Origin of the sequence: Arthrobacter sp. YD4, assembly GCF_030410515.1 — a bacterium.
Classification (GTDB): Bacteria; Actinomycetota; Actinomycetes; order Actinomycetales; family Micrococcaceae; genus Arthrobacter.
In genome coordinates, this window is sequence record NZ_JAUHHD010000003.1 from 1 (window position 1) to 25,767 (window position 25,767).

Below are 25,767 nucleotides of genomic sequence, written 5' to 3' on the forward strand. Positions count from 1 at the left end.
GCAGTCCAATAAATCGCACCGTTCTCAAACCCCTGCGAAACACCTCCCCGCAACCCGGTCTTCAAACCCGAAACCGACTTACCAAGCCCGGGAGAAACAGCCGCCACATCAGCAATCGCCTTGCTTGCTCCGTAAGGAATTCCCGCATTAGCGAAAGCGACTAAATCTGTGTAGCTGCCGTTCCATACGTTTGAGTCACCGGTAAGCGGACCTGTACTGCTGTACTGCCAGATGCTGTAGTTGGCCCAACTGCCGGACGGCAGAGGCCCCGCATTGTTCGTGAAGGCGCCCGGGTAGGAGGCAACCCACAGCGGGTAGTCGCCGAAGCCGCCGGGGTTTCCAAGGCATTGGTTCCACCAGGATGTGTTGGTGTAGATAACGGGCAATCTCCCCGTCAGCGAGGACATGGTGCTGCCGAAATCTCTGACCCATGAAGAGAGTTGACTGGGTGACATGCCATAACAGGTGTCACCAAAGTAGAACCCGTTGATGGTTTTGTTCTCGTAGGGATTGAACTCAATATCGAGAACAGGCGGAAGGGTGTAGCTATCGGCGCTCCATCCCCCTCCATTCTGAACGAAGTAGCGGGCCTGGTCGGCACCGGAAGACCAGTTCGGAATGGCGAAATGGTAAGCGCCTCGGATCATGCCTACATTGCGCGCACCTTGATACTGCGATCCAAAAAGACTGTTGGTGAAGTAATTTCCTTCGCTCGCTTTGACATAAGCAAAGCGAGCACCCATGTTCCATTGCTGCTGCCAGTTCACGCTGGTCTGATAGCCGCTGACGTCCAGACCCTGCACGCCAAACGTTGGGCTCCAAGTACCCTCAGTGCTCAGCGACTGGGTGGTGAGGGATTTGGCGCCGGTGGGGGTTGAAGCGACTCGCTTGGAACCCTGACCCATTTCTGCACCAACGGGGCCGACCGCCGCTGCCATTGCAGCCCGGCCAGAAGCCGAGGAAGGATCCAACACGACCGACGGAGTCGGAGAGGGAGAAACCGCTGGCGACGATGTCGCTGTTGCGGAGGGAGATGCCGAGGCAGCGACGGTCGACGTCGGCGCCACCGTGGACCCAGGGGTTGGCGAAGGAGCGGGGGCCGCCGTCGTCGTGACCGACGGGCTGGGGGTGGGTTCTACCGCAAATGCCGGTGCGGCCTGACAGGCCGTTGCCATGAGGGCAGCAGCTAGCAGCCCGGCTCCAACCCGGCCGAGAAAGTAATAGGTTGGGGGAAGTGGGGACTGCTGCATGTGCCGCTCCGGTACAACGACACGTTCGAGCCGTGTCATGGTGATCTCCGCCCCTGGGCCAAGCGACCGAGCGCTAACCGGGGACGAGAATGTCTGACTTATCGCGCTCACCCTATCCCGGCAAAACAGCGCCACCAGAGTTTCTCCTGATACCTGTGTGAAAATTGTTATAAATCTGCGGGGATTTTTCCACAACCGGGAGAAAATTGGTTGTTCTTATGACCGCCCCACCCTAGGTTTAACCCCAGTTGCACTGCCCCAGGGGAAGGGGCAGCGGTCATGTTGGGGGCACCGTGGAAGCTGTGCGCATCGTCGAGGACGAGGTCCGGGAACTGATCCGGCGTCGCGGGCTTGACCCGCTGCGGCAGACCGTCGAAGTAAGACGCTTGGTCGACGACGCTGTCCTTGACTATGACGAGCGGGCCCTCCTGGCCCCGTTGCCTCCCATCGGTCCCTTGGACACGGCACGTCGCTTTGTCTTCGACGCCGTCGCCGGGTTCGGGCCGTTGCAGCCCCTTCTGGATGACCCGGCGATCGAGGAAATCTGGCTGAATGCCCCGAACGAGATTTTCGTAGCCCGCAATGGCGAGTCGGAGCTGACGTCCGCGGCCCTGACCGAGCAACAGGTCCACGATCTGGTCGAGCGCATGCTCAAAAGCTCCGGTCGCCGTCTCGACCTCTCTTCGCCCTTCGTTGACGCCTCCCTTCCGGACGGTTCCAGGCTGCACGTCGTCATCCCGGACGTGACACGGCGCCACTGGGCCATCAACATTCGCAAGTTCGTCGTGAAGGCCAGCAGGCTGGAGCACCTCGTGGAGCTGGGCACCCTCACGCCGCAAGCAGCGCGTTTCCTTGGAGCGGCCGTCGCCAGCGGGCTGAACATCCTCGTCTCTGGAGCCACGCAGGCAGGCAAGACAACAATGCTGAACTGTCTCGCGGCCAGCATCGGCACCCGGGAGCGCGTGGTCACCGTAGAGGAGATCTTCGAATTGAAGTTCCTTCTCCGCGACGTCGTCGGGCTCCAGTGCCGGCAACCAAACCTCGAAGGCGAAGGCGAAATCCCGCTCCGCCGCCTTGTAAAGGAGGCGCTCCGGATGCGCCCTGACCGCTTGGTGGTTGGCGAGGTCCGCGAGGCTGAGAGCCTGGACATGCTCATCGCCTTGAATTCTGGCCTTCCCGGGATGTGCACCGTCCACGCAAACTCCGCCCACGACGCGGTGACGAAGATCTGCACCCTGCCGCTGCTGGCCGGCGAAAACATCTCCAGCGACTTCGTCGTCCCCACCGTCGCGTCCTGCATCGACCTCGTCGTCCACTGCAGCCGGCACGCGAACGGCCGCCGGCAAGTTACGGAGATCCTCGCTCTGGGCCGGAGGGTCGAGAACGGGGTCATCGAGTCCTCAATGGTGTTCGAGCTCGACGGCGGCCAGCTGGCCGCCCGGGCGAACTCGATGCCGGCGGCCGAGAAATTCGCTCGCGCCGGATACGACGTCGCTGCACTGCTGGAGTCACACTGATGGCGCCGCTGCTTGGGCTGCTCGGGGGAGTGGGGCTGCTGCTTATCTGGTGGTCGGCCTGGGAGCAGCCACCCCGGGCGCCACGGCCTCCGAAAGTGAACCGCCTTGATGACCTGCTGCGCACCGCGGGCATCGAAAAGGTCAGCAGGGTCGGACTCCTGGCGACATGCCTCGGCGTCGGAGGTTTCGTGTCCTTGCTCTTCTTCGCCGGCACCCGGTCGTGGCCCATCTCCTGTTGCTTCGGGCTGTTCGGAGGATGGCTGCCGTTGGGCGCCGTCAGGTGGCGGGCACGAAAACGGACGGCCGTGCTCCGGGAGCTGTGGCCCGACGTCGTGGACCACCTGCGATCGGCGATCCGCGCTGGGCTGTCGCTCCCCGAGGCCCTGATCCAGCTCGGCGACAAGGGGCCATCGGAGCTGCGCCCGCTGTTCCGGGACTTCGGCGCCGACTACCGGTCCGGTGGCCGCTTCGACCCCGCACTGAACCGGCTCAAGGAACGGCTCGCCGACCCCGTCGCCGACCGCATCGTGGAAGCCCTGCGCCTCACCCGCGAAGTGGGCGGCTCAGATCTGGGACGGTTACTCGGCACCCTCGCGGACTTCCTGCGCGAGAACGCCCGCACCCGTAGCGAACTGGAGGCGCGCCAGTCCTGGACCGTCAACGCAGCCAGACTCGCCGTCGCGGCACCCTGGATTGTGCTCGTCCTGCTCGCCAGCCGGCCCGAAGCGGTCGCCGCCTACAACACGGCCGTCGGCGCCGCCGTGCTGGTCGGAGGCCTTGTGGTCTCGCTCATCTGTTACACACTCATGCTCCGGATTGGCGCCCTGCCGCAGGACGAACGGGTGCTCCGATGAGCGCGCTGCTGGCCTCCGCGGCGGCCTGTGGTGCCGTGCTGGGAGCCGCGCTGTGGCTGGTGCTTGCACGCCTGCCGTTCATGAGGCCGGTCAGCTTCACAGAACGGATCGCCCCGCAACTGCGGTCTTACAGCGTGCAATCCCGGCTGCTGCACGAGGCACCCCGGAACCTCACTCCCTTCGGGCCCTTGGAGCGCATCATACGGCCCGTCCTCGGCGACTGGATGCGGGCTCTGGGCCGGCTCAACCCTGGCACGACGGCGCTGAACCGCAGGTTGGTTCGTGCCGGGAGTGAGAAGACCGCCGTCGAATTTCGCGCGGAACAGCTGCTGTGGGCCGCCGGAGGATTCCTGGGTGCGGTGGCCATAGTCCTGATGAGTGGTCTGTCCGTGCGGCTCAACCCGCTCTTCGCTGTCCTGATCGTCGTCGCCGCGGGTCTGGCCGGCTTCATGCTCCGGGACTATGCACTCGGTGCCCGCATCAAGAAACGGGAGGCCCGCATGATGGCGGAGTTCCCAAGCGTCGCCGAGCTGATGGCCCTGGCCGTGAGCGCCGGAGAGAGCGCCACCGGGGCGCTGGACCGCGTCTGCCGCCGCACCCAGGGGGAACTGGCCATGGAGTTCGGCCTGGTGCTCGCCTCTACCAGGGCCGGCCAGCCGCTGGTGGAAGCCCTGCAGGACTTTTCCGCCCGGACCAACCTGGCCCCGCTGGTGCGCTTCGTCGACGGACTCATCGTCGCGGTGGAACGGGGCACGCCGCTGGCGGAAATCCTCCGGGCGCAGGCCCAGGACGTTCGGGACGCCGCAAAGCGCGACCTCATGGAATCTGCAGGCAAAAAGGAGATCGGGATGATGGTCCCACTCGTCTTCGGCGTGTTGCCCCTGACGGTCGTCTTCGCCGTTTTCCCGGGCCTGGCTGCCATCACCCTAGGCCTCTGACGGGCGAGCCCGCCCACGAATCGAATGAACATCAAAAGCGTCAGCAGCACAAGAAAAAAGGGGAATCACATGGCTACTCCAACATATCCGGCCCGCGTCATGAACAGGCTGCTTTTCGCGCTCCTCTGGTGCGCGGGTGCGGCGCCTGGGGAGCGTCACAAGGGCAAAATGGCTGGAGACGACCCGCGGGAAAGGGGTGACGTCCCCGGCTGGGTGATGATCACGCTGATGTCTGCCGTCCTGGTCGCCGCCCTCCTCGCGATCGCCGGGCCGGCACTCGAGGGTCTCTTCAACCAGGCGATGCAGAAGGTCGGGCAATAGGCGGTGATGCGCGTACCGGCAGGTGATCTGGCGCGGGCGCCCGACGGCGAGGGCGGACGCGCCGACGGCGGCAGGGTCACGGCCCGACGGAGCATACTTCCTCGCTGCGCCCTCGGTCACTGCACGGGCCAGCCACCCCGGACCCACCACCCCGAGCGGGGTGCCGCCGTGGTCGACTTCGTGATGGTCGGCGCTCTTGCAACGGTGTTCTTCCTGGCTATCGTCCAGCTCGCGCTCGTTCTGCACGTCCGGAACACCCTGATTGACGCCGCTGCCTCCGGGGCGCGATACGGCACGCTCGCCGACCGGGGCGCTGGTGACGCTAGGGAGCGCACGACGCAGCTGATCGGCGCCGCATTGAGCGCTGACTTCGCCCGCGATGTCAGCACGGGTGAGGCCAGCTACGGTGGAATCCGCACCCTTGAGGTGACCGTCCGTGCCCCGCTGCCAGTCATCGGCCTGATCGGTCCGACCGGCGTGCTGGAGGTGAAGGGCCATGCCGCCTTCCAGCCCTGAACCCCCGGGAGTCCCGGACCCTGTGCCCCCGGGTGTCCCTGACCTCGGCCGCCCGGACGTCCCGGACCCCGACACCGCGGGGACCAACCCGGAACAGGGGAGCGCCGTCGTCGAGTTCACCTTTCTTGCGCTGCTCCTCATGGTCCCGGTGGTGTACTTCATCATCACGTTGGGCCAATTGCAGGGCGGGTCGTTCGCCGTGGCCGGGGCCGCGGACCAGGCGGCCAAGGTCTTCGTTGCCCAGGCCGACGCCGGCGCGGGGCGCGCCGCCGCGGAACAGGCCGTCCAACTCGCGCTTGCCGACTACGGGCAGCCCGCGGGCAATGCCACCCTGGAAACCGCGTGCAGTTCCCCAGACTGCACCGCCGCCGGATCAGCCGTGACGGTTACGGTCCGGCTCACCGTCCCACTTCCGTTCGTGCCGTTCGGCGAGGCCCTGCGGCTCGACGCCGGACACCTGAGCGCCACCTCCACCCAGATCGTCGGGCGGTTCCGCTGATGGCACCGCGGACAGGAAGCAGAAGGCAGACAACCCGACAGCCGGAGGACGCCGGAGAGTCCGGCCAGCTGATGGTCCTGATTATTGGCTATGTCCTGATCGCCCTGCTGATCGTCACCGTGGTCGCCGCGGCCTCCAGCGTGTACCTCGAACACAAGAAGCTGCTCTCCCTCGCCGACGGCGCGTCGATCGCCGCGGCGGACAGCTTCACCCTGGGCCAGATCGACGGCAGCTCCGGCACACCCACCGCCATCCTCAGCGCTCCCCGCGTCCGCGGCACCACCCTCGACTACCTCACCCGCGACGGCGCCTACGCCCGCTTCAGCGACCTGGCCGTCGCGCCGGCGACCGGCAGCCCCGACGGGGCCACCGCCGTCGTGGTCCTCAGCGCCGCGGTGCACCCGCCGATCGTGAATTTCCTGGTCCCCGACGGCATCAGGATCGAGGCGACGTCGACGGCGCGGTCCCGGCTGACGCGCTGACTCGCAACCGGGGTAGGCTTGAAAAACCATGGCAAACATTGATTTTCCCGCTGAAATCCGCGCGCTGCGCGCCACCTACGCCTCGATCGAGAACGTCTCCAATGTCGAGGCGCTCAAGGAGGACATCGCCGAACTGAGCGAGCGCGCCGGCGAGCCGAATCTCTGGGACGATCCCTCCGCCGCACAGGTCATCACCTCGAAGCTCTCGCACAAGCAGTCCGAACTCGAGCGCCTTAACAAGCTTGCGGCCCGCATCGATGACCTCGAGGTGCTCGTGGAGCTCGGCCAGGACGAGGGCGACGAGGATTCCATGGGGGAGGCCGCCGCGGAGCTCGAATCCGTCCGAAAGGCGCTCGCCGACCTCGAGGTGGTCACCCTCCTCTCCGGCGAGTTCGACGAACGCGAAGCCGTGGTGACCATCCGGGCCGGCGCCGGCGGCGTGGACGCCGCGGACTTCGCCGAGATGCTGCTGCGGATGTACCTGCGCTGGGCCGAACGCCACGGCTACCCGACCACCATCATGGACACCTCCTACGCCGAGGAGGCCGGCCTGAAGTCGGCCACCTTCGAGGTCAAGGCGCCCTACGCCTTCGGCACGCTCAGCGTCGAGGCGGGCACCCACCGCCTGGTCCGGATCAGCCCCTTCGACAACCAGGGCCGCCGCCAGACCTCCTTCGCCGCCGTCGAGGTCATCCCGCTGATCGAATCCACCGACTCGATCGAGATCCCGGACAACGAGATCCGCGTGGACGTCTTCCGCTCCTCTGGCCCCGGCGGACAGTCGGTCAACACCACCGACTCCGCGGTACGCCTGACCCACATCCCCACCGGCACCGTCGTCTCGATGCAGAACGAGAAGTCCCAGCTGCAGAACCGCGCCGCCGCCATGCGCGTCCTCCAGTCCCGCCTGCTGCTGCTGAAGAAGGAGCAGGAGGACGCCGAAAAGAAGGCCTTCGCCGGCGACGTCAAGGCTTCCTGGGGCGACCAGATGCGCTCCTACGTCCTCAACCCGTACCAGATGGTCAAGGACCTGCGCACCGAACACGAGGTGGGCAACACCTCGGCCGTGTTCGACGGCGAGATCGACGACTTCATCGACGCCGGCATCCGCTGGCGCACCGACAACCGCAACGCGGAGAAGTAAACCCCCGGGAAGCGACGCCGCCCAACCGGACCAGCGCCCGCCACCCGTCCCGCGCCCTCCGCCCGTCCCGCGCCGGCAGACCAGGCAGCCCAATTTCCCGCGACACGCCACCACCCTCCGGCCGGCGCGCCGGGGCCGGTGCGTATAGTCGGAGGGCCGGTGCCCTATTTCCCCCAAAAGAAAGCCCGCGCCCCGGCGGCAGAACTGGTCTGAAAGATGCCCGGCTCCTGCTGGGTACATAGGGTCATGATCCGCTTCGAAAATGTCACCAAGGTCTACGACCAGAAGGCGCGGCCGGCGCTGGATTCGATCAACCTTGAGATCGACCGGGGAGAGTTCGCCTTCCTCGTGGGGGCCTCCGGCTCCGGCAAGTCCACCTTCCTGCGCCTGGTCCTCAAGGAGGACCGGGCCTCCTCCGGCGCGGTCTACGTCGCCGGCCAGAACGTGGCCCGGATTTCCAGCTGGCGGGTGCCGCGGCTTCGCCGGGGGATCGGCGTCGTCTTCCAGGACTTCCGCCTGCTGCCGCAAAAAACCGTCTTCGCCAACGTCGCCTTTGCCATGCAGGTGATCGGCCGCAGCCGCAGCGTCATCCGCGAAACCGTGCCCGAGGTCCTCAAAACCGTTGGCCTCGAGGGCAAGGAAAACCGCCTCCCGCATGAGCTTTCCGGCGGCGAGCAGCAGCGCGTGGCAATCGCCCGCGCCGTCGTGAACCGCCCCGGCATCCTGCTGGCCGACGAACCCACCGGCAACCTGGACCCCACCACCTCCATGGGCATCATGGGCGTGCTGGACAAGATCAACCAAAACGGCACCACCGTGGTGATGGCCACCCACGACGACGACATCGTCAACGAGATGCGCAAGCGCGTCGTCGAACTCCGCAACGGCAAGGTCATCCGTGATGAGGCCCGTGCCCTTTACACCTCGATGATCCCCACGGTGGGCCAGGCCCGCCGGGCCCGCGACGCCGGCGGCCGGGACGAGGGCGGGACACCGGACGGCGGCACGGCCGGCAACATCACGGCCAAGGCCGACGACGCCGGGGAGGTCCAGCTGTGAGGCTCGCCTTCATTCTCGGGGAAATCGGCAGCGGCCTGCGCCGCAACCTCTCCATGGTGGTCTCGGTCATCCTGGTCACCTTCGTCTCGCTGACCTTCGTCGGCGCGGCCGGCATGCTCCAGCTGCAGATCAACCAGATGAAGGGCTACTGGTACGACAAGGTCCAGGTGGCGATCTTCCTCTGCAGCGACGGCTCGACGGCGCCCGGCTGCGCCTCCGGTCCGGCCACGCAGGAGCAGCAGGACAACCTGCGCAAACTCCTGCAGTCCCCGTCCGTGGCCCAGTACGTCAACGACTTCCAGTACGAATCCAAGGACGACGCGTACAAGCACTTCAAGGAGCAGTTCTCCAATTCGCCGATCGTCGACTCGGTCACCCCGGACCAACTCCCGGCCTCCTTCCGGATCAACCTCAAGGACCCGGAGAAGTATCAGGTCATCAGCGAGAACTTCTCCTCTCAGGCCGGCGTGGAATCCGTCATCGACCAGCGCCAGCTGCTCGAACGGCTCTTCTCGGCCATGAACGCCGCCTCGCTCGTGGCCGTCAGCATCGCCGGCGTCATGATCATCTGTGCCATCCTGCTGATCGCCACCACCATCCGGCTCTCGGCCTTCAGCCGCCGCCGGGAAACGGGCATCATGCGGCTGGTCGGCGCCTCCAAGACCGTCATTCAGTTGCCCTTTATCCTTGAGGGCGTTATTGCCGCTGTGATCGGTGCGGCCCTGGCCTCCGGCACGCTCTGGGCCGTGGCGAACTTCTTCCTCAACGGTTTCCTGTCCAAGCAGTACCCGGATACCGCCTTCATTTCCCCGGGCCAGACGCTGATCCTTGCCCCCGCCCTGATCGGGCTGGGCATCGTGCTCGCCGGAATATCATCGCTCCTGACCCTCCGCCGGTACCTTAGGGTCTAGCCGTGCGCAACGTAGAGGAACTGCCCATGACACCGAAGGCACGACGCACCGCAGCGGCCCGCAAGGCCCTCCGCCACAGCCGCCTAATCAGCACCGCCGTCGTTCTGGCCCTCGCCGCCAGCCTCGGCGCGCCCGCGCCGCTGGCGGTGGCGGACAACCTCGAGGACCAGCAGGCCGCCCTGCGGGACCAGGCCGCCCGGGTCCAGGACTCCCTCGAATTCGTTGACGCGAAGATCTCCCAGGCCGCGGCCGACCTGGTGGTGTACCAGGGCCAGCTGCCCGGGGCCCAGCAATCCCTCCTGGAGGCCCAGGGCCGGGTGGCCGGGGCGGTCAAGGAGGTCGATGCCCTCGCCGCGCGCGCGGACCTGGCCCAGCAGAACAAGGCCAAGATCACCCAGCAGCTCCAGAATGACCAGCAGAAGATCACCGAGACCAAGAAGCTGATCGGCCAGATCGCCACCCAGGCGTACAAGTCCGGCGGCGTCCCCTCCAACCTCTCGCTCTTCTTCGGCTCGAACCAGGGCGGCAGCCTCACGGACACCATCGACCTGGCCGACCAGGCCCTGCGCAGCCAGAACTCGGCGATGGACAAGCTCACCCAGCAGAACGCCACCAACGTGAACTCACAGGCGCGCCTGCAGGCGGTGGAAGCCGAGATCAAGGACCTCAAGTCCAAGGCCGACGCCGCGCTGGAGCGGGAGAAGGCGGCCCGGGACGAGGCCGAGGCCAAGAAGGCCCAGGTGGACAAGCTCATCGCCGACACCACCCGGATCAACGCCGAACTCCAGGCCGCCAAGCCGGGCATCCAAAACCAGCTCGCTCAGGTCAAGGCCCAGCAGGACGCCGTGGCCGCCGAAATCGCCGAGCGGGACCGCAAGCTCCGCGAGGCGTGGCTGGCGGAGCAGCGCAGGATCGCCGAGGCCGCCGCGGCGGCAGCGGCCGCAGCAGCCAAGGCCCAGGGCCAGGCGCCGCCGCCCCAGGCACCCTACGTTCCGCCCGCACCGGGTCCCATCTCGGCGTTCGGGCTCCGGCACCCCTTCGCGGCCAACATCCCGATCACCTCCGGCTTCGGCTGGCGGGCGACGCCCCCGGGCACCATCGACTTCTACGGCCAGGGCGGCTACATGCACACCGGCATCGATTTCGGTGCCACCTGCGGCACCCCGGTCTACGCCGCGGCCGCGGGCACCGTGTTCTCCGCCGGCTGGGGCAACGACGGCGGCGGCAACCGGGTGAAAATCTCCCACGGCGTCATCCAGGGCAACTCACTGACCACCGTCTACTACCACAACACCTCCGTGGTGGTCTCCGTCGGCCAGCAGGTCAGCCAGGGACAGCTCATCGCCTACTCCGGCACCACCGGCAACTCCACCGGCTGCCACGCCCACTTCGAGACCTGGGTCAACGGCCAGGCGGTCGACCCCATGGGCCTGCTCTAAACTGGAGTGAATTGCACCATCGATTGAGGAGTTAGCACCGTGCCCAAAGAAAGTGGCCGGAAGGCAGTGGCCACCAACCGCAAGGCCCGGCACGACTACCACATCCTGGATACCTACGAGGCGGGCATCGCGCTCATGGGTACCGAGGTCAAGTCCCTGCGCGAGGGCCACGCGTCCATGGTGGACGGGTTCTGCACCTTCTACAACGGCGAGCTCTGGATGGAGGGTATCCACATCCCCGAGTACCACCAGGGGAGCTGGACCAACCACGCCGCCCGCCGCCGTCGGAAGCTGCTCCTGCACCGCGAGGAACTGACCAAGATCGAGCACAAGGTCCGCGAGTCCGGCTTCACCATCGTTCCCCTGCAGCTCTACTTCGTGGACGGACGCGCCAAAGTGGAGATCGGCGTCGCGCGCGGCAAGAAGGAATACGACAAGCGCCAGACCCTGCGCGAACAGCAGGACAAGCGCGAGGCCCTGCGCGTCATGCGGGAACGCAACCGCCGCTAAGGCCGGGACGGCCACGCGGCCGCGGGAATGATTCCGACGGCGGCTGCGTTATCATTGAGTGTCCGGGAGGGATCCACAAGGTCCCGAACGGCGGGTTATGGACGTTTGATAACTAAACATGGGGATGATCGGTTTCGACGATGTTAGTCGCGACAGGTGAAGCGGGCCGAGGATGCAGAATTATCTCGTAAACGCTGTCTGCAAACCAATAAGTGCCGAATCAAAACGCACTGACTTCGCTCTCGCTGCCTAAGCAGTAAGACAGTCCGTCAGCCCGAGGTTGCTATTGCCCCGGATCCTGGCGTCATTTAGATAGCCACTGCTGTTTACCCCCGTCATCGGGGTAAACGGGACTCTTAGATGACTGGGCCCGGATCAGCCACCTGTTTGCAGGATGGCTGGGGCCGAGAAAATCCGACGCAAACTGCGCCCGGAGAAGCCCTGACAACACGACATCGGACGGGGGTTCAATTCCCCCCATCTCCACCAACCCAGCGAAACGGCCGGAAGCTTCTGCTTCCGGCCGTTTCGTCGTTAACGCCGCTTGATGTGGGACACCTGGTCCGTGTGCTCATCGACGATGTGCTTGGCTTTTTTCTCGGCCCGTTTTTCCTTGATGGTCTTGACCGGTTTCTTGCTCTGGTGCCGGTGCGGCGACTTATCAGGCATGGCGCACTCCCTCAAAAGAAACGGGCCCGGGATGAACCCGTTCGTTTCAGGCTACGCCCCGGGTACGGCCACGTCCACGACGCCGACAAACCGGGTTCCGACGCCCTCGTACTCGCTCCGTACGTGGTTGGGAGCCAGCTCCGGCAGCTCGAAGGGGGAGTGCCGTTCGCAGCACACCCAGCTGAACTCGGGCCACCACTTCTTCGGCCGCGCGGCCTCCGAGTAGCCGCACACGGCGCAGGTGAGCTGGGCCCACACCGGCCGCTTGCCGGTCCGGTTGGCCTTGGACTGGCGAAGCCACGCCGGAGGGCTGTCCAGCAGTTCGGCGAGTTCGGCGTCGGAGAGCCGGGCGGGGATGCCGTGGCGGCTGGCCATTTCCAGCGGAATATCGAGGACCTGGGCTGCTTCGCGACGGGTAATCATCCGTCAATTTTACGCGACGGCGGGAGAAGCGGCGCCGGCGGGCCACTGCCGACGGCGCTGCAGGACTGCCGCGGGTACCCGGCGGGGCGCCCGGTGCTAGGCTCAGGGCACCGGATCAGGAAGGCACGAACCATGCCCGGCACCCCCGCCGCACCCATGACAAGCCTGCAGAAGCGCGTGCTCTACGTGGCGATCGTGGCCTCCTTCATCGCGTTCCTCGACGGCTCCGTGGTGAACCTGGCGCTGCCGGCCATCAGCCGCGAACTCGGCGGCGGCCTGGTGGTCCAGCAATGGGTGGTGGACGCGTACCTGCTGACCCTCGGCGCTTTGATCCTGGTGGCGGGATCCCTGTCCGACCAATTCGGCCGCGTCCGGGTGCTGGAGTGGGGGCTGGCGGGGTTCACCGCCACGTCCATCCTGTGCGGGGTGGCGTGGAACGGCGAGTCGCTGATCATCTTCCGCGGCCTCCAGGGTGTGGCCGGTGCGCTGCTGGTGCCCAGTTCACTGGCGCTGATCGTCACCGTCTTCAGCGGCCCGGCCCAGTCCGCCGCGATCGGCAAATGGTCCGCGTGGACCTCCGGCGCGATCGTCGCCGCCCCGCTGCTGGGCGGGATCTCCGTGGATGTCTTCACCTGGCGGGTGATCTTCTTCCTGAACATCGTTCCCGCCGCCGCCGTCTGGCCGGCGCTGCGCCGGCTGCGGGCCCAGGACCTGGAGCGGCCTCCCGGCAGCAGCATAGACGTCGCCGGCACGGTGCTCGCCGTCGTCGGCTTGGGTGGGATCGTCTATGCGTTCATCGAACGCGGCAGCCAGGGCTGGGGCTCGCCCCAGGTGTGGCTGCCGCTGGCCGTGGGCATCGCCGGACTCGCCGCATTCCTGGTGCACGAGGGCCGGACCCGCGCGCCGATGATGCCGCTGCGGCTCTACACGGTGCGGAACTTCGGCTGGGGCAACGCCGCCACCCTGGTGATCTACGGGGCACTGAACCTGGGCTTCTTCGTCCTGGGCCTCTACCTCCAGCAGGTGGCCGGGCTCGGAGCCACCGCCGCCGGCCTGGCCCTGTTGCCCTCCACCCTGATCCTGTTGCTGCTCTCCTCCCGGATGGGGGCTCTCTCCGGACGGTTCGGCCCCCGCTGGTTCATGACCGCCGGGCCGCTGCTCTGCGCGGCCGGCTTCCTGCTGCTGCTCGGCATCGGCCTGCCCTTGGACTATGCGTGGCAGGTACTTCCCGGTGTCGTGGTCTTCGGGATCGGGCTCGCCGTCACCGTGGCGCCGCTGACCTCGGCCATCCTCGGCGCGGTTCCGCCGGAGGAGGCCGGGATCGGCTCGGCCGTGAACAACGCCGTCGCCCGCATCGCCGGGCTGGTGACGATCGCCTTCGCCGGGCTGATCACCGGGCCGGTGATCACCACCGCGGGACTGCACGCGACGTCGCTGGTCACCGCCGCGCTGTTCGTCGCCGGCGCGCTGGCCTCCGCCGTCGGGATCCGGAATCCGCCACAGTCCGCCGAGGCGCCCGCGGACGCGTCCGCCGGGCCTGCAGCAGACGGCGGGGCGGGCGACGGCGGGGGAGCCCTAGGGGCTAGCGGAGACTAGCAGCGGGTGAGCTGCCGGGTTCTTCCTCGTCGGCCGACTCCGGGTGCACCCAGAGAGCGTCGGCGACCCCGTCGGCAAGGTCGAGCTCCCGGGAGCCGTCAGGTCCGGCGATCCGAACCGTCAGGGGTCCACCGAATGGCTTCCTTCCCAGCACCGCGACGGCGGCGTCCAACTCGATGCGTTCGGTCGCCAGGTAGCGCAGCAGGTACGGGTCCTCGTCGCTGATCCGCGTGATGCGGCCGCCCTGGCCGGCTGGCAATTCGCTCATCCGCACCGCCGGGGGCATCAGGACTGAGCCGTCCGCCGCGGGGATGGGATCGCCGTGCGGGTCGCGGACCGGGTGGCCCAGCTTGGCCGCCATCCGGTCGATGAAGGTGTCCGAGACCGCGTGCTCCAGGGTCTCCGCCTCGTCGTGGACCTCGTCCCAGCGGTAGCCGAGCTCCTGGACCAGGAACGTCTCGATCAGCCGGTGCCGCCGGACCATGGACAGGGCCAGCCGCTCACCGTCCGCGGTCAGGGTGACGGCTCCGTAGGGCTTGTGGTCCACCAGGCCCTGCTCCTTGAGCTTGCGGACCATCTCCGAGACCGAGGAGTTCGCGACGCCGAGGCGCTGGGCCAGCTGCGTGGAGGTGATCGGCTTGTCCTGCCACTCCGTGAAGGTGTAGATGACCTTGACGTAGTCCTCGATCGAGGAAGAAGGCGGGCTGGTTTTCACAGCCCCTAGCCTACCGTCCGGCCACACCGGTGAACGTGAACCACAGCAGCGCCAGGTTCAGGGCCACCACCAGCAGCACGCTGACCACCGACGCGATCCGCAGCGGCAACCGGTCGACGAAGCCGCCCATCAGCGGGGTACTGCTCGTCAGCACGACCAGCGGGACCAGCACGAAGGGGATGCCGAAGCTCAGCACCACCTGGCTGAGCACCAGCGCCCAGGTCGGGTCGAAGCCGACGGCCAGCAGCACGACGGCGGGCACCAGGGTCAGGAGCCGGCGCAGCATCAGCGGGATCCTGATCTTCAGCAACCCCTCCATGATGGTTCCCCCGGCGTAGCAGCCCACTGACGTGGAGGCCAGCCCGGAGGCGAGCAGCCCGACGGCGAAGACCACGCCCACCACGGGTCCCAGGCTGGCGCTGATGGCGGCGTGGGCGCCCTCGATGCTGTCCGTGCCCTCCACCCCGCCCAGGGTCGACGCTGCCAGCAGCAGCAAGCCGATGTTGACGATGCCGGCTACGGCCAGCGCCGCGATGACGTCCCAGCGGGTGGCGCGAACCAGCCGCTCCACCGCGTGCTGCGGAACGTGCCGGTGCCGGTCGGGGCGGTGCCGGTCGCGCGAGAGCGCCGAATGGACGTAGATGGCGTGCGGCATGACGGTGGCGCCCAGCATGCTCGCGGCCAGCAGCACGGTGTCCGGTCCGCGGAACCCGGGGACCAAGCCGGAGAGGACCCCTGACGCGTCCGGCGGGCTGATGAACAGCCCGGCCAGGAAGCCCACCGTGATGATGGCGAGCAGGCCCATGATCACCAGTTCGAAGGGCCGCTGCCGGTTCCGGCTTTGCATGGCCAGCAGCGCCATAGAGATGCCGCCGACGACGACGGCGCCCAGTGGGAGGGGGAGTCCGAAGAGCAGGTAGAGGGCCACAGCACCGCCGACCACTTCGGCCAGGTCCGTGGCAGCCGCGACGATTTCGGCCTGGACCCAGAAGGCGCGCCGCCAGCCGGGACGCAGGCGTTCCCCGAGCAGTTCCGGCAGGCTGCGGCCGGTGACGATGCCCAGCTTGGCGGACTGGTACTGAACCAGGACGGCGACGACGTTGGCCACCACCAGCACCCAGACCAGCAGGTAGCCGAACTGGGCGCCCGCGGTAAGGTTGGCCGCCACATTCCCGGGATCCACATAGGCGATCGCGGCGACGAAGGCCGGCCCCAGCAGCCCCAGCAGGGCCCGGCGGGGCCCCTTCCTGCCACGGACCGGGCTCCGGCCGCCGGCGGCGGGATCCTGTTCGGCGAGGTGCAACATTGCAGGCTCCTGCGGCTGGTGGGTCAAATGAGTTCCGTATGCCTGAACAAAAAAGTTAGGCATACCGAAATCATAGGCTCAGACCTTCACCGCGCGCCAGCTTTGGGTGAGGTAGGGCAGGGCCAGCGTCTCGCCGGGACCGTGACCCAGGTGCTCGTAGAGGTACCACTGGAGGTTGGCCAGCACCTTGGCCCGGGTGGCCTCTCCGGCCCGCAGGAAGTAGCTGCGGGACTTTGCCAGCTCCAGGATCTCCTCCGGCGTCACCGGGTCCTCCCACCGGGTCAGGTGGCTCTCCAGCCCGCCGAACTCGGGCCCGACCGGTGGACGGAACGAGGGTTTGTGGACGTCCCCGGCGTGCATGATCCGGGAGAGGCGGTGCACCCACGGCACGGAGGTGTCCAGCTGGTTCCAGATTAGCCCGAGCACCCCGTGCGGCCGCAGGAGACGGGCGGCCTCGGTGCTGGCCTGCAGCGGCTCGCACCAGTGCCAGGCCTGCGCCACCGTCACCAGGTCGAACGCAGACGCCGGGAGGCCGGTGTGCTCGGCGGTCCCCACCGTGGCCGGGACACCAGGGAGGGCGGCGCGCAGCTGGTCCAGCATGTCCGCCGACGGGTCGACGGCGGCCGTGGCCAAGCCGCGGGCCACGAGAAGGGCGGTGAACTTACCGGTCCCCGCCCCGACGTCGGCCGCGTCCCGGGCTCCGGCGGGGATGAGCCAGTCGGCGGAGTCGGCGGGATAGCCGGGCCGCACCCGGTCATAGTGTTCCCCGCCGTCCTGGAAGCTCGCTCCGAGCTCCTTCCGCCGGGTCTGATGCAGTTTGGGGCCGCCGCCTGCCACGTGAACTCTCCTTCGGCAGCTCGGGAAGATACCCGTCGAATCTACCGTAAACGGGCTATTCGGGGCCGTCGAGGGTGCAGGGGGCCGCCCCGGCGGTGCCGGGGGTGTTGGGCGCCCAGTGCGGGTAGCTGCGGGTGTCGTTCGCCGGTACCCAGCGCCCGGCATCCACCACGTAGTCCCAGCCCAGGCCGTCCCGCCGCAGCGTCCGCAGCGCGGCCAGCAGCCGCTCGGCGTCCTCGAGCCGGGAGCCCAGGCCGAAGCTGGCCCGCAGCGACCCGGCGGGCAGGCCCAGCCGCTTGAGCAGCGGATGCGCGCAGAACCTGCCGTCCCGCACACCGATCCCGTGCTCTGCGGACAGGTACGCGGCGACGAGACCGGCGTCGTACCCCGCGACCGAGAAGTTCACGACGCCGATGGTGCCGTGGCCCTCCCCGCGGTCGGTCTCCGCGAAGATGTGGTGCACGCTCACGCCGTCGATCTCCCGCAGGCCGTCGGCAAGGAAGGACCGGATGGCATCCTCGTGGCCGTGCCAGGATGCTTCGTCCAGGGCCGCGACCGCCTGGGTGGCGCGGGCCAGGGCGGCCGCGCCGAGGACGTTGGGGGAGCCGCCCTCGTGCCGGGCAGGTCCGGTGGTCCAGCTGACGGCGTCCAGCCGGGCGTCGCGGACGGCGCCGCCGCCGGCCAGATGCGGCGTCCCGGCGTCGAGCCAGTCCGGCCGCCCCACCAGGACACCCGCGCCGAAGGGCGCGTAGAGCTTGTGCCCCGAGAAGGCGACGTAGTCGATGCCGTCGGCCGCGACGTCGATGCGGCGGTGCGGGGCCAGCTGCGCTGCGTCGACGACGATCCGCGCCCCGTGCTCGTGCGCCAGCGCAGCCAGCTCCCGGACGGGCAGGATCTCGCCGGTGACATTCGACGCGCCCGTGACCGCGAGGAGGCTGATGCCGCCGGTTGCCAGCTCGGCCCGGAGCCGCGCCAGCGTCCCGGCGAGGGTCGGCGCGGCGACGACGCTGCGGTGCGGAACCCCCTGCCACGGCAGCAGGTTCGCGTGGTGTTCGATGTCCAGGTACAGGACCTCGCCCAGGTGCCGGCCGCCGGCGGTGGGCAGGCACCCGGCCAGGAGGTTCAGCGAATCGGTGGTGTTCCGGGTGAAGATGACCGCGTCGTCGGGCCGGCCGCCGACGAAGTCCCGCACAATGGTCCGCGCGTTCTCGTAGACCGAGGTGCTCAGCTGGGAGGCGTAGCCGGCGCCGCGGTGGACGCTGGCGTAGTAGGGCAGGATCTCGTTGAGGTACGCGGAGACCACAGACAGGGCAGGGGCCGAGGCGCCGTAGTCCAGATTGGCGTAGCGGACCTGGCCGCCCTGGATCAGCGGCGCCTGGATCTCGGCGCCGGTCACGGCGGCCAGCGGGGCGCGCGCGGCGGATACAGCCGTGGAGATGGATGCTGGGGACGAAAAAATGGCAGTCGACATGGGACCTCGCTTGAGAAAGGACCCCGCGTGCAGGGGATCCGCGCTTGCCGGGTCCGCTCCGGACCGGCCAGGTCGTCACCCGGGGCACCCCGCCGCGAAAGGAGGGTTGCCGGCCAGCAAACCGGGGTTTAGCGCTGGCACTCGTGACCTGGTTCGAGCCTAGGACACATGTGCCGCGCCCCGGAAAGGGGCGCGGCAATGTGAAGCGCTGTGTTACGCGGAACCGGCCCTTAGAGAAGGCGCCGCTCTAGAGCAGGTCGTCGAGGTTCGGGTTGAGCCGCTTGAGGACCTCGGAGTGCAGGATCGAGTTCGTGGCCAGGGCGTTGCCGCCAAACGGGCCGTCCTCACCCTCGAGGGAGGTGAACCGGCCGCCGGCCTCGGTGACGATCGGGACCAGGGCGGCCATGTCGTAGAGGTTCAGCTCCGGCTCGCAGGCGATGTCGACCGCGCCCTCGGCCACCAGGCAGTAGGACCAGAAGTCGCCGTAGGCGCGGGTGCGCCAGACTTCCTCGGTCAGGCCCAGGAATTCGTCGAGGTTACCGCGCTGCTTCCAGCCGCCCAGGCTGGAGTAGGAGAGGGAGGCATCCGAGAGGGCCGAGACGTTCGAGACCCGCAGCCGGGTGGCGGCGGCCAGCGAGCGGCCAGTGTAGGCGCCCGCGCCCTTGGCGGCCCACCAGCGCTTGCCGAGGGCAGGGGCGCTGACGACGCCGACCACCGGCTCGCCCTCGTCCACCAAAGCGATGAGGGTAGCCCAGACCGGGACGCCGCGCACGAAGTTCTTGGTGCCGTCGATCGGGTCGATGATCCAGCGGCGGGAGCCGTGGCCCGAGCTGCCGAATTCCTCGCCCAGGACGGCGTCGCGGGGGCGGGAGCGGGAGAGCTGGCCGCGGATGGCCTCCTCGGCGGCCTTGTCGGCGTCGGTGACCGGCGTCAGGTCCGGCTTCGTCTCGATTTTGAGGTCAAGGGCCTTGAAGCGGCTCATGGTCTGGGAATCGACCGAGTCCGCCAGGACGTGGGCAAGGCGCAGGTCATCGTTGTAGCTCGACGCGGGTTGGCTCATGCTTCCAAACTACCGTCTAAACGCGCCCCGGCCGGGGAGGCCACGTCCCGGACGGCCGGATCGCCCGCGGGGCGAAGAGGCGACATACGGTCAGGAGACGGTGCCCAGTTCCTTGGTCTCCTGGGCCTCCTGCCGCGGGTCGGTGCCCAGCAGCCGGCGCAGCGAGGCCAGCCGGGCCGGGCCCGAGGGGCCCGCGTGGCCGGCCTGGACCCACGCGTCCACGCCGCAGTTGACGGCGGTGGCGTCGTGCTTGCAGCCGCGCTCGCAGTCCTCGGTGCCGGGGGCCAGGTCGGGGAAGGAACGCAGGATGCGGTCCGGGTCCACGTGGGCCAGCCCGAAGGACCTGATGCCGGGGGTGTCGATGATCCAGCTGCCGGCCGGGGCATCCGTGACCTTCAGTGCCAGGGCGGAGGAAGAGGTGTGGCGGCCGCGGCCCGTGACGGCGTTGACGCCGCCGGTGGCCCGCTCCGCCCCCGTGAGGGCGTTGACCATGGTGGACTTGCCGACGCCGGAGTGACCGAGCATGACGGTGACCCTGCCGTCCAGGTAGCCGTGCAGTTCGGCGACGGCCGGGCCGTCCAGCCGGGCGGAGAGGCCGTCGTCCGAGCGGGCGTCGATGCCGGAGGCGGAGGCATCGGCGGTCTTGGAGATGATGACGGGCAGGTCGAGGTGGCGGTAGTTCGCCAGCAGCTCGGCCGGGTCCTTGATGTCGGCCTTGGTGATCAGCAGCAGCGGCTCGATCCCGGCGTCGTAGGCGGCCACCAGTGCGCGGTCGATGAAGCCGGTGCGCGGCTCCGGGTTGGCGGCGGCCACGACGACCACCAACTGGTCCGCGTTGGCCACCACGGCCCGCTCGATCGGATCGGTGTCGTCGGCGCTGCGGCGTAGCAGGGTACGCCGGTCCTGGATCTTCACCAGCCGGGCGAGGGTGTCCGGTTCGCCGCTGACGTTGCCGACCAGGGAGACGAAGTCGCCGGCCACCACCGGATTGCGGCGCAGTTCGCGGGCACGCGCTGCGATCACGGTGCGCTCTTCATCGGTGCCCTCGGCGACGACCGCGGTGTAGCGGCCGCGGTCCACCGTGATGATCCGGCCGGTCACGGCGTCGTCGTGGCTGGGCCGGTCCTTGGTGCGCGGCCGGGACCCCTTCTTGTTGGGGCGGATCCGGACGTCGGATTCGTCCCAGGAGTCAGTGCTGCGGGCCACCGGCGGCGTCCTTGTCTGCACGGGCCTCGTCTGAACTGGTGCCATCGGCCGGGGCCATCATGGCGGCCCAGAGCTGCGGGAAGTCCGGCATGGTCTTGGCCGTGGTGGCGATGTCCTCGACCTCGACGCCGGGGACGGCGAGGCCCAGGATGGCGCCGGCGGTGGCCATCCGGTGGTCGGCGTAGCTGCGGACCACCCCGCCGTGGAGCCGGGCGGGCCGGATGACGAGGCCGTCGGTGGTTTCCTCCGCGTCGCCGCCCAGCCGGTTGATCTCGGTGACGAGGGCGGCGAGCCGGTCCGTTTCGTGCCCGCGTAGGTGGGCGATGCCAGTCAGGGTGGAGGGGCCGTCGGCCAGGGCGCAGAGTGCGGCGACCGTGGGGGCGAGTTCGCTGGTGTCGGCGAAGGTGCCGCCGCTGATGGACCGGCCGCCGGTGACGGTCAGGGTGCCGCCCTCGAGGCTGACGGTTGCGCCCATCGCGGCGAGGATGCCGCGCCAGAGGTCGCCGACCTGCGTGGTGCCTTCCGGCCAGTCCGGGATGCGGACGGTTCCGTGGGTGGCGAGGGCCGCGGCGAGGAACGGTCCGGCGTTGGAGAGGTCCTGCTCGATCCTGCGGTCGAAGGCGCGGATGGGGCCGGGGGAGACGATCCAGTGGTTGGGGCGGGAGTCGTCGACGGTGACGCCGACCTCCCGGAGCGTGGCGACGGTCATCGCGATGTGGTCGAGGCTTGGGACGGGCTGGCCGGGGTTGGCCGCGCTGCGGTGCTCCAGGTTCAGTCCCTCGGTGAAGCGGGCGCCGGCCAGCAGCAGGGCGGAGACGAACTGGGAGGAAGCGCTGGCATCGATCACCAGGTGGCCGCCCCGGACCTGACCTGTGCCCTCGACGGCGAAGGGGAGGGCCGTCGCGGGGCCGCCGTCGGGTGCGGCGACGTCGACGCCGAGTCCTGTGAGGGCCTCGATAATGGTGTCCATCGGCCGCAGCCGTGCGTGGGGGTCGCCGTCGAACACCGTCCGGCCCTGCCGGAGGGCGGCCAGCGGCGGGACGAACCGCATCACGGTTCCTGCCAGGCCGCAGTCGATGTCGGCCGACCCCGTGGACGCTCCGGCGGCAGCCGGCAGCACCTCGAGGTCGGGGCCGAACGCGCCGTCGCCGGGGACCTCCGTGATGGTCGCCCCGAGACGGCGCAGTGCCGCGATCATCAAGGCCGAGTCCCGCGAATGCAGCGGGGCGCGGAGCCGGGACGGGCCGTCGGCCAAGGCGGCGAGCACCAGGTAGCGGTTGGTGAGGGACTTGGAGCCAGGGACCGTCACGGTGGCGTCGACGGGGTGGCCGGCAAAGGGCGCAGGCCAGTGCGGGCCGCCCCCGGCGGGCACGGATTCAGCTGCGGCGGGGGCAGTACCAGTCATTGACGCTCTAGGCTCCGACGGCGTTGTCCACGGCCTTGCGAACCGCCTTGTCGGCCTTTTTCAGCTTCTTGCCGGTGCTCTTGCGGGCATCGGCGGCAAGGTGGGCGGTGGAGCGGCGGGCGTCGGCCGCGAGGTGCTCGGCGCGCCAGGCCAGGCTCGGCTTGCCGTTGGTGTCGACGGAGGCCAGGAGCACGCCGCCGGTGAGGGTGATGTTCTTGAGCAGCTGCTTGCGCCGGTTCTCGCGTCCTTCCTTGGACGAGATGTCTGCGGAGCGCCACTCGACGTAGGCGTTGAGGGCGGAGATGACACCCAGGACCGTTGCGGAGAGGCGGGCGAACTTGCCGAGGGCGAAACAGGCGCCGGCGCCCACCTGTGCGCCCCCGATCACGCGGGCCAGGGTCTTCTCGGAGGTCTGGAAGGGGAGCGCGTCGGCCGCGCGGCTCAACAGCGGGGAAAGCTGAGTGGCCGTGTCATCCGCGTTCCGCAGTTTGTCCATGCCTGCGAGCACGAAACTGGAGGCGAGCATGGGACGGGCGAAGAACCGGACAGGCGACATGAATTTCCTCCTGGAGGGATGAACCGCGGGTGTTCTGCGGGGAACCGGTTCTAGTCTTGCACTTTTGCGGAATATTTGCCCGCCGACGGGGGTTGTGCAGGTAGTGCCGCAATAAGCGAGGAGAGGTGGAAGTTTGACTCTGGTTCAGACCACGGAACGGACCGACACGGACGTCGCCAACCCCTGGGCCCGTGCCTTCGCGGGTCCGCCGGGAACCATCCCAACCGGTGGCAGGCCCGCGGTGACAGTAGACTTGAAGGCAATGAGCACCATGGATCCGGCCGTCGCGGCCAAGCACCAGGCAGCCGGGAACGATGCAGCCGCCACCCCGTCGGACCGGGACACCACCGCCGAGGACGTTGCGGCCGAGCGCGCCGCCAGCGAAACCGTCGCGGTGGACGGCAGCGGCACGCCGCTGGACACCGACGTCGAGAGCACGGAGGAGCGGCGCATCCGCTTCGAACGTGACGCCATGCAGTACGTCGACCAGCTGTATTCGGCGGCGATGCGGATGGCCCGGAACCCCGCGGATGCCGAGGATCTGGTGCAGGAGGCTTACACCAAAGCCTTCTCCGCCTTCCACCAGTACAAGCCGGGAACCAACCTCAAGGCCTGGCTGTACCGCATCCTGACGAACACGTACATCAACTTGTACCGCAAGCGTCAGCGCGAGCCGCTGCAGTCGAACTCGGACACCATCGAGGACTGGCAGCTGGCCCGGGCCGAATCGCACACCTCCACGGGGCTGCGGTCGGCGGAGGCGGAGGCGCTGGACCACCTGCCCGACTCCGACGTGAAACGGGCGCTGCAGTCCATCCCCGAGGAGTTTCGGCTGGCGGTGTACTTCGCCGACGTCGAAGGCTTCGCGTACAAGGAAATTTCAGACATCATGAACACCCCGATCGGGACCGTCATGTCACGGCTGCACCGCGGCCGGCGCATGTTGCGGGACATGCTGGCCGACTACGCGGCCGAGCGGGGATTCAGGGCTGCAGGCGAGACCGCCGCGGCCGAAGGCAACAATCAGGAGAACAGGAAATGAGCGACTGCCAGGGACTGGGCGACTGCGAAGACACCCGGATGCAGCGCATCTACGAGTATCTCGACGGCGCCCTGACGCACGACGACATTGCAGAGATCAAGGACCACCTCGACGGGTGCCCGGAATGCCACGAGCAGTATGACCTGGAGTGTGTCATCCGGGTCATGGTGAAGCGCTCCTGCTCCGAGGCGGCCCCGGAGAACCTCAAGAACTCCATCCTCGACCGCATCCACTCGTACAAGCCGGCCGACGCCTGAGCCGGCCGCCGGCAACAACAGCCGGTCGAGACAGCAGAAGACCCCGGAACCAGATGGTTTCCGGGGTCTTCGGCCTAAAGCTCTCTATCCAAGCCGTGGCTTAGGTGTTGGGGCGCTTACCGTGGTTCGCGCCGCCACGCTTACGGTCACGACGTTTACGTGCACGCTTGCTCATAGCTGGCCTCCTTAATTTTTGGTACTCAAAAGAGCTGCCCTCAAGTCTCCCACATTGGCGGGGCCGCCGCGAACCGGACGGGCGTTGCCGCCAGGGTCGTACGGTCACCCGTCCAGGGAGTTCCGGATGGAGATCCGGGCCTGGTCCAGGACGGTCCTGACGGTCTCCAGGGTCACCGGGCTGATCGGTTCCTGCCCGGCGTGCCGCCGCAGTTCCACCCGGATGTCGTCGCGGAAGGACTGCACCAGCATTTCGGCCTCGCGCAGCCGGAGGTCGCCCTCCCGCGAGTAGCGCGCCGCCGCGCCGGCCCGGGCCGCGCCGCGGGCGGCTTCGGCGGTCGCGGCCAGATCGGCCCGCAGGCCCTGCATGTTGCTCCGGATGTCGTCGCGCAGCTTATCGGCCAGGCGCCGGACGGAGGCGGAGATGTCACTTTCCACCGCGGCGAGTTCGTCCCGCCGTCGGTCCAGCTCCACCCGGCCCGCGTCGGTGATGCTGTAGTTCGTGCGCCGGCCCTCGGAGCTGGTGGCCACCAGCCCTTCTTCCTCGAGCTTGCTCAGCCGGGGATAGATCGTCCCGGCGCTGGGGGAGTAGGTGCCGCCAAAGCGGTCACTGAGGGCCTTGATCAGCTCGTAGCCATGCTTGGGACCCGATTCGAGCAGCGCCAGCAGGTAGAGCCGGAGCGCGCCGTGGGCGAAGACGGGCGGCATCAGAGGCCCGCTTCGCTGCCCGGTTCCGGCTGGCGGTGGAAGAGCGCGGTCTTGCCGGAGACCGAGTTGGTCCGCACCAGCATCAGCTTCGCGTCCGGGCCGGCGATGGTTTGGACGCTGCCACCGGGCTGGGTGTACTGCTGGTTGTCGATGACGACGGCGCCGCTGGCGGACTTGGCGATGATGTCCACGCCGACGTCGTGGGGGAGCCGGACCGTGACGTCGCCGGAGACGGAATTGGCGCCGAAGTCCTGGGTGAAGCCGAAGAGGTCGAAGCTGAGGTCGCCGCTGACGGTGTTGGCGCGGATGTTGCTGAAGTCGCCGGAGGCGGTGACCTCGCCGGAGACGCTCTTGGCCGTCAGGACCCCGCGGTGGTTGCGGGCGATGACCTCGCCGCTGACCGTGTTGACCCCGAGCTCGCCCTCGGTGCCGTCGGCCAGGACGGAGCCGGAGACGGTGTTAAGCCGGGTGTGGCCGGTCAGCCCGGAGACCATGCCGTCGCCGCTGACCGTGCCCGCCTCGACATCGACGCCGGCGGGCAGGGCGATGCTGATGACCACCGAGTTGGTGGAGTTGTTGTTGACCGTGCCCATGAGGTTCTTGAACCAGCCCTGCGGTCCGTGCAGCTGGTGCCGGATCTCCAGCCGGCCGTCGGTCAGGCTGATGGCCAGCGGGTCGCCGTCAATCGCGGAGACTTCGATCCGGGCCACGTCCTCGTCATGACTGACGATGTCGAAGCGGCCCCGGACGATGCCGAGCTTGAGCGAGCGGACGCCGTCGACGTCGATGGTCCGGGGACCGGTGACGGTCCATGAGTTCTCTTCCATGGTTTCCTCTTCGGCTGCAGGATGCGATATATCGCGTAGATGGCACCACGCTACCGCCAGGGAAGGCAGGGGTCA

Annotated in this window: 28 protein-coding genes, 1 other RNA gene and 1 riboswitch; of the genes, 16 read left to right on the top strand and 13 right to left on the bottom strand. The window is 68.3% G+C overall.

The annotated features are described in order from the left end of the window. A partial coding sequence (locus tag QWJ39_RS16270) for a GH25 family lysozyme (protein ID WP_356903094.1) occupies window positions 1-767 on the bottom strand: 767 nt, incomplete at its 3' end. A gap of 776 nt (window positions 768-1,543) precedes the next feature. Between QWJ39_RS16270 and QWJ39_RS08415 the strand changes: the two genes are divergently transcribed. The 13 genes from QWJ39_RS08415 (at window position 1,544) to ssrA (ending at window position 11,929) form a co-directional block, all read left to right on the top strand. After that, window positions 1,544-2,767: an ATPase, T2SS/T4P/T4SS family gene (locus QWJ39_RS08415; protein ID WP_290257327.1), complete on the top strand. Its 1,224-nt coding sequence runs from the start codon at window positions 1,544-1,546 to the stop codon at window positions 2,765-2,767. Then, complete coding sequence (locus QWJ39_RS08420; protein WP_290257329.1) at window positions 2,767-3,621, top strand: type II secretion system F family protein; 855 nt, start codon at window positions 2,767-2,769, stop codon at window positions 3,619-3,621. Before QWJ39_RS08415 ends, QWJ39_RS08420 begins: the two co-directional genes overlap by 1 nt. Next, the gene (locus QWJ39_RS08425; RefSeq protein WP_290257330.1) at window positions 3,618-4,559 is read left to right on the top strand and encodes a type II secretion system F family protein; all 942 of its coding nucleotides are present in this window, start codon (window positions 3,618-3,620) and stop codon (window positions 4,557-4,559) included. The genes QWJ39_RS08420 and QWJ39_RS08425 overlap by 4 nt, the downstream gene beginning before the upstream one ends. Before the next feature lie 69 nt (window positions 4,560-4,628). Then, a complete protein-coding gene (locus QWJ39_RS16275) occupies window positions 4,629-4,880 on the top strand; it encodes a hypothetical protein (RefSeq protein ID WP_356903097.1) in 252 nt (83 codons plus the stop codon). A 168-nt stretch (window positions 4,881-5,048) separates the two neighbouring features. After that, window positions 5,049-5,396 (top strand): TadE family protein, encoded by a 348-nt coding sequence (locus QWJ39_RS08435; protein WP_290257332.1) that lies wholly within the window; start codon window positions 5,049-5,051, stop codon window positions 5,394-5,396. Then, a complete protein-coding gene (locus QWJ39_RS08440; RefSeq protein ID WP_290257333.1) occupies window positions 5,377-5,895 on the top strand; it encodes a hypothetical protein in 519 nt (172 codons plus the stop codon). The genes QWJ39_RS08435 and QWJ39_RS08440 overlap by 20 nt, the downstream gene beginning before the upstream one ends. Before the next feature lie 71 nt (window positions 5,896-5,966). Continuing rightward, on the top strand, window positions 5,967-6,377 hold the full coding sequence (locus QWJ39_RS08445) for a pilus assembly protein TadG-related protein (protein WP_290257334.1): 411 nt from the start codon (window positions 5,967-5,969) through the stop codon (window positions 6,375-6,377). 28 nt (window positions 6,378-6,405) lie between these two features. Continuing rightward, complete coding sequence (gene prfB / locus QWJ39_RS08450; protein ID WP_290257335.1) at window positions 6,406-7,521, top strand: peptide chain release factor 2; 1,116 nt, start codon at window positions 6,406-6,408, stop codon at window positions 7,519-7,521. Window positions 7,522-7,767: 246 nt separating this feature from the next. Further along, window positions 7,768-8,580: a cell division ATP-binding protein FtsE gene (gene ftsE, locus QWJ39_RS08455; RefSeq protein ID WP_290257336.1), complete on the top strand. Its 813-nt coding sequence runs from the start codon at window positions 7,768-7,770 to the stop codon at window positions 8,578-8,580. Then, window positions 8,577-9,491, top strand: a complete 915-nt coding sequence (ftsX, locus tag QWJ39_RS08460) for a permease-like cell division protein FtsX (protein WP_290257337.1) — start codon at window positions 8,577-8,579, stop codon at window positions 9,489-9,491. Before ftsE ends, ftsX begins: the two co-directional genes overlap by 4 nt. Window positions 9,492-9,517: 26 nt before the next feature. After that, window positions 9,518-10,930: a M23 family metallopeptidase gene (locus QWJ39_RS08465; RefSeq protein WP_290257865.1), complete on the top strand. Its 1,413-nt coding sequence runs from the start codon at window positions 9,518-9,520 to the stop codon at window positions 10,928-10,930. Between the two features lie 39 nt (window positions 10,931-10,969). Beyond that, complete coding sequence (gene smpB / locus QWJ39_RS08470) at window positions 10,970-11,440, top strand: SsrA-binding protein SmpB (protein ID WP_290257338.1); 471 nt, start codon at window positions 10,970-10,972, stop codon at window positions 11,438-11,440. A gap of 120 nt (window positions 11,441-11,560) precedes the next feature. Then, window positions 11,561-11,929: a transfer-messenger RNA gene (gene ssrA, locus QWJ39_RS08475) on the top strand. Between the two features lie 45 nt (window positions 11,930-11,974). Here ssrA and QWJ39_RS08480 read toward each other — a convergent pair. Both QWJ39_RS08480 and QWJ39_RS08485 read right to left on the bottom strand, forming a co-directional pair. Further along, complete coding sequence (locus QWJ39_RS08480) at window positions 11,975-12,109, bottom strand: hypothetical protein (protein ID WP_290257339.1); 135 nt, start codon at window positions 12,107-12,109, stop codon at window positions 11,975-11,977. Between the two features lie 51 nt (window positions 12,110-12,160). Next, a complete protein-coding gene (locus QWJ39_RS08485) occupies window positions 12,161-12,532 on the bottom strand; it encodes a hypothetical protein (protein WP_290257340.1) in 372 nt (123 codons plus the stop codon). 132 nt (window positions 12,533-12,664) lie between these two features. Here QWJ39_RS08485 and QWJ39_RS08490 point away from each other — a divergent pair, with 132 nt between their 5' ends. Then, a complete protein-coding gene (locus QWJ39_RS08490; RefSeq protein ID WP_290257341.1) occupies window positions 12,665-14,128 on the top strand; it encodes an MFS transporter in 1,464 nt (487 codons plus the stop codon). Here the strand turns inward: QWJ39_RS08490 and QWJ39_RS08495 are convergent. The 8 genes from QWJ39_RS08495 to QWJ39_RS08530 all read right to left on the bottom strand — a co-directional run bounded on the left by QWJ39_RS08495 (window position 14,115) and on the right by QWJ39_RS08530 (window position 22,684). Continuing rightward, on the bottom strand, window positions 14,115-14,843 hold the full coding sequence (locus QWJ39_RS08495; protein WP_290257342.1) for a metal-dependent transcriptional regulator: 729 nt from the start codon (window positions 14,841-14,843) through the stop codon (window positions 14,115-14,117). The genes QWJ39_RS08490 and QWJ39_RS08495 overlap by 14 nt on opposite strands. A 10-nt stretch (window positions 14,844-14,853) precedes the next feature. Then, window positions 14,854-16,149 carry an Nramp family divalent metal transporter gene (locus QWJ39_RS08500; protein ID WP_290257343.1) on the bottom strand — a complete coding sequence of 432 codons (1,296 nt, stop codon included), beginning with the start codon at window positions 16,147-16,149 and terminating at the stop codon, window positions 14,854-14,856. Between the two features lie 78 nt (window positions 16,150-16,227). Then, the gene (locus tag QWJ39_RS08505) at window positions 16,228-16,986 is read right to left on the bottom strand and encodes a class I SAM-dependent methyltransferase (protein ID WP_290257344.1); all 759 of its coding nucleotides are present in this window, start codon (window positions 16,984-16,986) and stop codon (window positions 16,228-16,230) included. Between the two features lie 55 nt (window positions 16,987-17,041). Continuing rightward, window positions 17,042-18,457 carry an aminotransferase class V-fold PLP-dependent enzyme gene (locus QWJ39_RS08510; protein WP_290257345.1) on the bottom strand — a complete coding sequence of 472 codons (1,416 nt, stop codon included), beginning with the start codon at window positions 18,455-18,457 and terminating at the stop codon, window positions 17,042-17,044. Between the two features lie 35 nt (window positions 18,458-18,492). Then, window positions 18,493-18,606: riboswitch (SAM riboswitch) on the bottom strand. 98 nt (window positions 18,607-18,704) lie between these two features. Further along, a complete protein-coding gene (hisN, locus tag QWJ39_RS08515) occupies window positions 18,705-19,517 on the bottom strand; it encodes a histidinol-phosphatase (protein WP_290257346.1) in 813 nt (270 codons plus the stop codon). Between the two features lie 90 nt (window positions 19,518-19,607). Then, window positions 19,608-20,723, bottom strand: coding sequence for a ribosome small subunit-dependent GTPase A (locus QWJ39_RS08520; RefSeq protein ID WP_290257347.1), 1,116 nt, complete (start codon window positions 20,721-20,723; stop codon window positions 19,608-19,610). Beyond that, window positions 20,707-22,128 carry a 3-phosphoshikimate 1-carboxyvinyltransferase gene (gene aroA, locus QWJ39_RS08525; RefSeq protein WP_290257348.1) on the bottom strand — a complete coding sequence of 474 codons (1,422 nt, stop codon included), beginning with the start codon at window positions 22,126-22,128 and terminating at the stop codon, window positions 20,707-20,709. The genes QWJ39_RS08520 and aroA overlap by 17 nt, the downstream gene beginning before the upstream one ends. Window positions 22,129-22,135: 7 nt before the next feature. After that, entirely contained in the window at window positions 22,136-22,684 is a 549-nt protein-coding gene (locus tag QWJ39_RS08530) for a DoxX family protein (protein WP_290257349.1), read from the bottom strand. Window positions 22,685-22,901: 217 nt separating this feature from the next. Between QWJ39_RS08530 and QWJ39_RS08535 the strand changes: the two genes are divergently transcribed. Together QWJ39_RS08535 and rsrA are read left to right on the top strand one after the other, a co-directional pair. Beyond that, a complete protein-coding gene (locus QWJ39_RS08535; protein ID WP_290257866.1) occupies window positions 22,902-23,726 on the top strand; it encodes a sigma-70 family RNA polymerase sigma factor in 825 nt (274 codons plus the stop codon). After that, complete coding sequence (gene rsrA, locus QWJ39_RS08540) at window positions 23,723-23,983, top strand: mycothiol system anti-sigma-R factor (RefSeq protein WP_290257350.1); 261 nt, start codon at window positions 23,723-23,725, stop codon at window positions 23,981-23,983. The genes QWJ39_RS08535 and rsrA overlap by 4 nt, the downstream gene beginning before the upstream one ends. Before the next feature lie 279 nt (window positions 23,984-24,262). Here rsrA and QWJ39_RS08545 read toward each other — a convergent pair whose 3' ends face one another. Then, entirely contained in the window at window positions 24,263-24,865 is a 603-nt protein-coding gene (locus QWJ39_RS08545; RefSeq protein WP_290257351.1) for a PadR family transcriptional regulator, read from the bottom strand. Further along, window positions 24,865-25,692, bottom strand: a complete 828-nt coding sequence (locus QWJ39_RS08550) for a DUF4097 family beta strand repeat-containing protein (protein WP_290257352.1) — start codon at window positions 25,690-25,692, stop codon at window positions 24,865-24,867. Before QWJ39_RS08550 ends, QWJ39_RS08545 begins: the two co-directional genes overlap by 1 nt. Between the last annotated feature and the right edge of the window lie 75 nt (window positions 25,693-25,767).